This is a genomic window from Pseudoalteromonas sp. OANN1 (assembly GCF_024124685.1).
GTDB classification, from domain to species: Bacteria; Pseudomonadota; Gammaproteobacteria; order Enterobacterales; family Alteromonadaceae; genus Pseudoalteromonas; species Pseudoalteromonas piscicida.
In genome coordinates this window covers 257,755-266,188 of sequence record NZ_JAMXSE010000004.1, presented here as the reverse complement: position 1 = coordinate 266,188, position 8,434 = coordinate 257,755, and the positions used below count along the sequence as shown (strand labels likewise).

Below are 8,434 nucleotides of genomic sequence, written 5' to 3'. Positions count from 1 at the left end.
ACCTTTGAACCCTCGGCTTTTGCTAGCAACTCAAGCATAGGTTCGCGTTTCATTGGCTTATTAAACTTGAGTTTATTGCCTTTCAGCTGCGCTACTTGGAAAATGTTTTTTGCCAAGTCGATAGCAACTAAATTAGACTGTGTCATGTATGGACTCCTTATTTGGTAAAAGTGTTTTGCAATATCTTTATACCGTACTCTCCCGTTAAGGGGGAGGAGTCCATACATCTCCCACCTAATATTGCTGCACGCTTAACACAAGTTACTCTAATAGCTCAGCAGCACCGCTAGATCGCGACTAAAACTGGTAGATTGTGATTTATCGCGACATCAGATTTTAGAAGGAACGACACACCAAAAAATCGCGGGGTGAACCCGCTCCTAACTAATGTTGATGCGCGTTTAGCGTTAGGGGTAACCGGCTAACACACAAAAACTATTGGTGCTGGCTCACATCCCACAATTGCTTTAACTCTTCTATAATGGCGGGGTCGTCAATGGTAGATGGCACGACAATGTCTTCTCCGTCTACCAGCTGGCGTAGGTTCTTTCTAAGAATTTTACCTGAACGGGTTTTGGGTAAACGCTCAACCACTTTAATGGTTTTAAGACAGGCAATCGCGCCGATTTTTTCGCGGATCAGGCTTCTTATTTCCTCGGCAATGGCCGTTTCAGTGGTGTTTACGCCATCTTTCAGTACCACCATGGCAATAGGCACTTGGCCTTTTAGCTCGTCTTTACCGCCAAACACGGCGCATTCTGCAATTGCATTGTGACCTGCGACGATTTCTTCCATTTCACCGGTTGACAGTCTATGCCCGGCTACGTTTATTACGTCATCGGTGCGGCCCATAATAAACAAATAGCCGTCTCCATCAAAATAGCCGCCGTCACCAGAGAGATAATAACCGGGGTATTGTGATAAGTAACTGCCTTTAAAGCGTGCTGTATTATTCCAAATGGTGGTTAAACAACCAGGGGGAAGTGGCAATTTAACCGCAACAACACCTTGTTGATTGGCTTCACATGGACTGCCGTCCACATCAAGGATCTCAACTTGATAGCCCGGTGTAGGAACTGTGGCACTGCCCGCCTTTGTAGGCATCAATTCAATTCCAACTGGGTTAGATGCAATTGCCCAGCCCGTTTCCGTTTGCCACCAGTGGTCGATCACCGGCAGCTTTGTGGTGGACTGTAGCCAGTCGTAGGTAGCAGGGTCGAGTCGTTCACCAGCTAAAAATAGTGCTTTTAGACTGCTGGTGTTGTAGTTAGCCAAGAGGGCTGCGCTCGGGCCTTCTTTTTTTATGGCACGAAATGCTGTCGGAGCACTAAAAAGTGCAACCACTTGGTATTCTTCGACCACTCGCCAAAACGCCCCTGCATCTGGAGTTTTAATCGGTTTTCCTTCGTATAATACGCTGGTGCAACCATAAATCAGCGGGCCATAAACAATATAAGAATGCCCCACAACCCAGCCAATGTCAGATGCAGCCCAAAACACTTCACCGGGCTCCATGCCGTAAACGGTTTTCATACTGTAGTTTAATGCCACAGCGTGACCACCGTGCTCTCGCACCACTCCTTTGGGTGTGCCTGTGGTGCCGGAGGTATATAAAATATAGAGCGGATGCGTGCTTGGTAACGGCACGGCATCAAAGGATTCTGGCGTATTTTCCACCACCGTCCAGTCTAAGTCTCTTGGCGACGAAATCTGCGCTTGGTACTCCTCACGCTGTAACACAATGCAATGCTCTACTTGATGCTTTGCCAACGAGAGCGCTTCATCCAGCATAGGTTTGTATTCAATGATGCGGTCTATTTCAATTCCGCAAGAAGCGCTGATCACTAGCTTTGGTTTCGCATCATCTATTCTCACCGCAAGCTCATGAGGCGCAAAGCCGCCAAACACAACCGAATGTATAGCCCCCACGCGCGCACAAGCAAGCATAGCAACGACCGCCTCAGGCACCATGGGCATATAAATAACCACCCTATCACCTACACTTACACCAAGCTGATTTAAGCCAGCCGCAAAATGGCTCACTTGAGAGAGCAACTCACGATAGCTAATTGTGCGTTTGGTATTCGTCACCGGCGAGTCATAAATTAGCGCGGCTTGCTCGCCTCGGCCTTGGTGTACATGATGGTCGAGTGCCAAATAACTGGTATTCATCAAGCCATCACTAAACCAATGACTCAGCCCCTCTTGGTCTTGGGTATGTCCGATTTTTGGTGGCGTGTGCCAATCAAGCCGTGCCGCTTCTTTAAGCCAAAATGCCTCTGGGTCTTGGGTAAATGTGTGGTATACCTGTTGATAGGATGTTGTTGTCATATTAAGTTACTCAGTTTCGCTGGAACTTAGTAAAGATAGATAAAAAACCGCCAAGTTTTGATGAGACTTTAGTCTTGCGGGATGATGTGGATCAATGTTGGGGGCGTTAGATATGATTATGTTTGGGTAAGGAGCTGTCTCTAGTACGGGTGTTAATAAGCACTTGTTCTTCTAATTAGATATAAATGTAATCACAGCGTCCTGAACAATAGCCATGAGAATAGATATGACTATTATTCAGAAATCCACTAGGGCCAATACAACCAAATTTACCTACTGCTCGCTTTCAAGCTTTAGCAGCAGCGCTTTGATATCATCTTTTGCGCCAGTAATATGTTTTTTCAAAAAGTCACAGGCCCCTCTGGTATTTTTATCGCGGCATAGCTCTAATAGCTGGCGGTGTTCCTCTGGTGCGGTTTTAATGCCGCCAGCGAGTAGAATGTGCATGCGCACGTAGCGCTCCGAGTTTTTACTGTACACATCCACCAACTCACGGGTTTGTGGGCGCTGTGCTTTGCTGTAGAGTTTACTGTGAAATTCGGCATTAAGCTTACCAGTTGCCAGTTGTGTATCGCCAGCGGCGGTGGCTTCTTCAAGCTCGGCTAAAATGGCTTCGGCTTCTAGCAGATCGCGTGCGGTTAAGTGGTCGATTGAGTGACGTAACAGCTCAGCTTCCAACAATGCGCGTAGATCAAATATTTCATCGATTTGTTCAGCACTTAAGCGCGTGACCGTCGCACCTTTGTGCGCTTCAAAGTTAACTAAGCCTTCGGCTTCTAGTTGCAGGAGTGCTTCTCTAACGGGAATACGGCTTACATTTAACTCATCTGCCAGCGCGGCTTGCCTCAGCGGCTCGCCCGCTTTGATTTCGCCAGTGAGGATTTTTTCACGAATTGCTTCAGCAACTAATTGAGTTCGAGTTTTATGTACAATTGCCATAGTATTTAGTAATTATTGTTTTATGAACTCATTATAAACGTATCTGAGTTCAAATTGCATGTTTGTCGAGTATATAAGTTTGATGTGCGAATTATGTCTGAATAAAAAAGCCCATAGCAGTACTATGGGCTTGGTTTGCTTAACTTTGTATACAAATTGGTCTTACGAATCGTTTGAGCGCTTCTAACCCTACCGATGTTGAACGTACATCGGTTGATGACGGAAACGGCCCGCCATGGTTCATGGTGGCACACACTTCAACGCCCGTTGGCATTTGCCCATAAATCAATCGACCTACGCGGTATTGTAACGCCTCTATGATGTCTTCGGCTTGATGTAAGTCAGAATCAGTGCCATGAATACTGGCGGTGAGCTGCCCATCTAAGTCTGCGATTAAGTCCTCAAGCTGCGCTAAGTCGTCATAGCTCACCACTAAAGCACTTGGCCCAAAGACTTCTTCTTTAAGCCTCTCGTCAGATACAAAACTTTTGCTATCCGTTAGGAACAAGTGGGCGCTTGCGTGAAACGGCTGTGCTTGCTCACCAGCGCTCAACAACGTTACTTGAGGGTGTGCTTTTAGCGCCGTAGTGCTGTTTTGATAAGCTTTTAAAATGCCAGGGGTTAATAAGGTATCGGAAGGTGCTGCGCTAATATTTTGCTTAGCTGTCTCGATAAATGTTTGTGAATGATTGCTTGGCACCAACCAAATACCGGGGCTAGTACAAAATTGACCATTGCCCATAAGTAAAGACTGGACAAATTGTGCACCAAGCTCTGCGCCTTGCGACTGTATTTTTTCAGGTAAGACAATTTGCGGGTTTACGCTGCCAAGCTCACCATAAAGCGGGATAGGTTCATTGCGCTTCGCGATGGTGTCTTGCAATGCCTTTGCAACGTCAAAGGAGCCTGTAAATCCAACCGCTTTGATAGGCTCGGCTTTCACCAGCCAATGCGCGACATCGTATGCTTTCGCTTGCAGCATTGAAAACACCCCGCTTGGCATATCGCACTTGCTTATTGCTGTGGCGATGGCTTTGGTCATTAGCTCACACGTTGCCGGATGTGCTGGGTGACCTTTATATACCACAGGGCAGCCAGCGGCTAACGCAGCTGCGGTATCGCCCCCGAGCGTAGAGAAGGCATACGGGAAGTTTGACGCGCCAAACACCGCAACAACGCCAATAGGAATATGCTTAAGCTGTGTTTTTGGCTTAGGCAGCGGCGTGCGATTTGGGTCCGCTTGCTCTTCCTTTGCAAGGCAAAGCTCAGCTAGGTTATCTCTCAGCGCTGCGGCAAATGCGTTTAATTGGTTTACCGTGCGGCCACGCTCGCCCTCGAGTCTTGGCCTTGGCAGGTTAGTTTCTGCCATTGTGGTAGTTATTAGCTCGTCACCTAAGGCAAGAACTTCTTGCGCTATGGTCTCTAAAAACTCTGCTCGAGCAGTCATCGACGTTTTACGATAAGCCTTAAAAGCCTGCTCTGCTGCATTAACGGCTTCCTCTACTTGTGCTTCACTAGCGTTAAAAAATGGTTGCGTTAACGCTTCATTGGTTTCCGGGCAAAACGCGTAAAACGTTGTTGCCGTTTGTGCGGCTTGCCACGCACCGTTGATGTAGCTCTTTCCTGATAAATTCATTGTTAGCTCCTGTTTTCTTTCAGTCTTAATGGCTAGAGCACCTGAAAACCAAATGCATACGGATCTTCGTCATCTACAGTGATACAATTACTTCCCGTTTGACGTGCCCAACCTTGAATACTTGGCAGAATTGCGGCTTTTCCCGCGACTTCAGTTGTGCCTTCGACCTTACCGATAAATTGGCTGCCTATGATGCTCTCGTGAACAAAAGTATCGCCATCTTTTAGCAGTCCTTTTGCAAACAACTGTGCCATTCGTGCACTTGTGCCGGTACCACAAGGCGACCTATCAATCGCTTTATCGCCATAAAATACCGCGTTGGCCGCATGACTATCTGGATGTTGTGGCTTGCCTGTCCATAACACATGGGAGGCGCCGCACACGGTAGAGTCTTCGGGATGAATAGGGTTTATTTGCGCATTAACTGCCGCGCGCACTTTGGGGCTCCACGCCAGTAATTCGGCGGCGCAACTTTGATCCACACCAGCAAATAGACTTTGAGGCTCAACAATAATGTAAAAGTTACCGCCATAGGCAATATCAACGATGAGCTCCCCTAGCCCATCAACATGGACAGGCACCGCTTGGTAAGCCAAAAATGCCGGCACATTGTAGAGCCTTACCCAAGTCACTTTACCTGCTTTCATCTCATAATAAGCATTCACGCGCCCCGCTGGGGTGTCAAGCTTGAGTACCCCCTGCTCCTTTGGAGTAATAAGGCCGCTTTCAAGGCCAAAAGTGACTGTCCCGATAGTGCCATGCCCACACATAGGCAAGCACCCAGAGGTTTCGATAAATAGGATTGCCACATCCCCATCAGCAGTGGTCGGTGGATATAAAAAGGCACCCGACATCATGTCATGGCCTCTGGGCTCAAACATCAGTGCGCGCCTTATCCAATCGTAGTCACGTAAAAAATGTTGGCGCTTTTCACTCATGCTCTCGCCCAAAAGCGTTGGATGACCGCTTGTGACCAAGCGCACGGGATTGCCACAGGTGTGGCCATCTATACAATAGTAGGTGCCTAAAATCATACGCTTAGTCCAAGTTATATTGGCTTAAGTCAATTCGATTTGCCATCGCTTCATCGTACAAACGACTCACGTAAGCCTTTTGTTCTTGGGTGAGTGGCAATCTTGGAGAACGAGTCACTTCACTACCACGTCCAGCCAAATGTTCTGCATATTTGATGCACTGCACCAGTGTCGGAATAGTATCTAAGCGTAGCAAAGGTAAAAACCAACGCCACAGCGCGCGCGCTTCCTCATAGCGACCTTGTTCAGCAAGCTTATAAATAGCCACTGACTCGCGTGGGAATACATTGGTCAATCCCGAGATCCAACCTGTCGCGCCAAGCATTAGGCTTTCCAGTGCGATATCATCAACACCACCAAATACAACGTAGCGATCGCCAAATGCGCTAAACAGCTCACTAATACGGCGGGTATCTTCCGTCGCCTCTTTTACAGAAACAATATTGGGCTCTTCAGCTAAGGTTTTCATGCCCTCAATAGACACATCGACACCGTAGGTCACCGGATTGTTGTATATCATAATAGGTAATGCTGTGCTTCGCGCTACCTGTTGGTAATGATGAATCGCTTCGCGCTCGGTTGAGCGGTAGACCATCCCCGGCAATACCATTAGTCCATCTATGCCGAGCGCTTCTGCATCCTTGGCAAACTCGACAGCCAGTGCAGTTGTGGTTTCAGCCACACCACTAAGTAGTGGCACTCTATCGCCTACCACTTCTGTTGCGGCTTTTAAAACTTGGCGTTTCTCGTCAGCCGTGAGTGAGCAGTTTTCACCGACGGTGCCTAATACTATGATGCCATGAACCCCTTCGTTAATCAGGTTATCTATCATCTCTTTGGTAGTATCAAAGTTGATGCTTTCATCATCATGGAATTGAGTGGTTACTGCTGGATATACACCCTGCCAATTTACGTTCATGGTTCTCGCCTTTCATTAGGTTGTTTAGTTATTGTGCTTGCCATCATAGGTATATTGTATACAATAATCAATATTCAAAAGAGAGATTTTTTAGCCATCAACTCAAATGACTGGCCTAAACGTCTGTAATCTTATGATTTATAAGTGGTAATTTTTTCTTTTTGGTATTTAAACGAGGCCTGAGTGATGTCTATGTGGAAATACAATTTAGGATGGTGAGGTGAATTGTGGAAAGTAATAATAAAATTGCAGTGATCGGCGCAGGGATCATTGGGATCACCACCGCGCTGCAATTAGCTCAACGAGGCCACGCTGTTACCTTGTTCGATAAAAACCGGCCCGCGGAGGGATGCTCTAAGGGTAACGCTGGGCATTTTGCCACAGAACAGGTATTCCCCATGGCTGATGCAGCTTTACTAACAAAAGTGCCTGCCATGTTAGTCAATCCGGTGGGGCCTTTGCGAATAGAGACCACCTCTTTGCTCAAAAATATTCCTTGGTTTCTACGATTCTTAAAGCAAATGAAAAGTAGCTGTTTCCACAAAGGTACAATCGCACTTAGAAGTTTAAATGAACGCGCACTACCCGCATACCAGCGTTTACTTGGTGATAAATATCATACACTTATATCTAGCAACGGCAGTTTACTGGTATTTGAAAGTGACGAAAGCTCTGCGCGTCAAAGCTATAAAAAATATGCAGAACAAGACATCTCAGTGAGCTTACTTACAGGTGATCAAGCCCGAGAAATGGAGCCGAGCCTATCAAGTACCATTACCTCGGCACTGTATTTTGATAAAGTCGCGCATAGCACAGATCCCTACGCTCTCTGTTTGACGTTATATGAGCAGTTTATGGAGCTAGGGGGAGCATTCCAACAAGGCTCGATCGACAATATTACCCACACAGAGCATGGCTACACACTCAACTCGAATAACCACAAGATGGCCTTTAACAAAGTCGTTGTGGCAACGGGTGCTGCAAGTAAAACGCTCTGTGCGTCTTTAGGTTACTCACTGCCCATGATTGCCGAGCGCGGTTATCACAACATGTTGGCAGTGAATAATACGCTTACACGACCTGTCGCATCAAGTGAGCGAGGGTTTATCATGACGCCCATGTCACCAGGTTTGCGACTGGCCGGAACGGTAGAATTTGCTGCACTGGAGAGTAAACCCAACTACAGCCGTGCTCGCGTATTATTACATCACGCAAGTATTCTATTAAGGCAACCTCTGCCACAACATAGTGAAGCGCTTTGGGTTGGCTGCCGTCCCTCACTCCCAGATTATTTACCTGTCATCGGACAAGCGCCAAATCATCACAACCTGTATTTTGCACTGGGTCATCAGCATTTAGGACTGACCCAAGCCGCAATTTCAAGTGAATGTATCGCAGATCTTATTGACAACAAGCCCAACGACATCGATCTTACTCCCTTTAGTATTGCTCGATTTAATTAGTAATAGCAATTTGCTTGATTAAGAGGTCTATTTGAAGCAAGAAAGTTTTACCGATAGCAAGGCAAAAATTTTGTGATTTAGTTACGCTAAATAAGAAATTTTTAACGCAGTT

Annotated in this window: 6 protein-coding genes; 1 reads left to right on the top strand and 5 read right to left on the bottom strand. The window is 46.7% G+C overall.

What is annotated here, in order from left to right:
* Nucleotides 1-435: 435 nt before the first annotated feature.
* The 5 genes from NH462_RS05980 to NH462_RS05960 form a co-directional block, all read right to left on the bottom strand.
* The gene (locus NH462_RS05980) at nt 436-2,331 is read right to left on the bottom strand and encodes an acetate--CoA ligase (protein ID WP_253104825.1); all 1,896 of its coding nucleotides are present in this window, start codon (nt 2,329-2,331) and stop codon (nt 436-438) included.
* A gap of 273 nt (nt 2,332-2,604) precedes the next feature.
* A complete protein-coding gene (locus NH462_RS05975; RefSeq protein WP_253104822.1) occupies nt 2,605-3,270 on the bottom strand; it encodes a GntR family transcriptional regulator in 666 nt (221 codons plus the stop codon).
* Nucleotides 3,271-3,409: 139 nt separating this feature from the next.
* Entirely contained in the window at nt 3,410-4,906 is a 1,497-nt protein-coding gene (locus tag NH462_RS05970) for an aldehyde dehydrogenase (NADP(+)) (RefSeq protein WP_253104819.1), read from the bottom strand.
* Nucleotides 4,907-4,938: 32 nt separating this feature from the next.
* Nucleotides 4,939-5,940, bottom strand: coding sequence for a 4-hydroxyproline epimerase (locus NH462_RS05965; protein WP_239982346.1), 1,002 nt, complete (start codon nt 5,938-5,940; stop codon nt 4,939-4,941).
* Nucleotides 5,941-5,944: 4 nt separating this feature from the next.
* Nucleotides 5,945-6,859, bottom strand: coding sequence for a dihydrodipicolinate synthase family protein (locus tag NH462_RS05960; protein WP_017217280.1), 915 nt, complete (start codon nt 6,857-6,859; stop codon nt 5,945-5,947).
* Between the two features lie 227 nt (nt 6,860-7,086).
* Here NH462_RS05960 and NH462_RS05955 point away from each other — a divergent pair, with 227 nt between their 5' ends.
* A complete protein-coding gene (locus tag NH462_RS05955; protein WP_253104815.1) occupies nt 7,087-8,322 on the top strand; it encodes an FAD-dependent oxidoreductase in 1,236 nt (411 codons plus the stop codon).
* Nucleotides 8,323-8,434 lie beyond the last annotated feature (112 nt).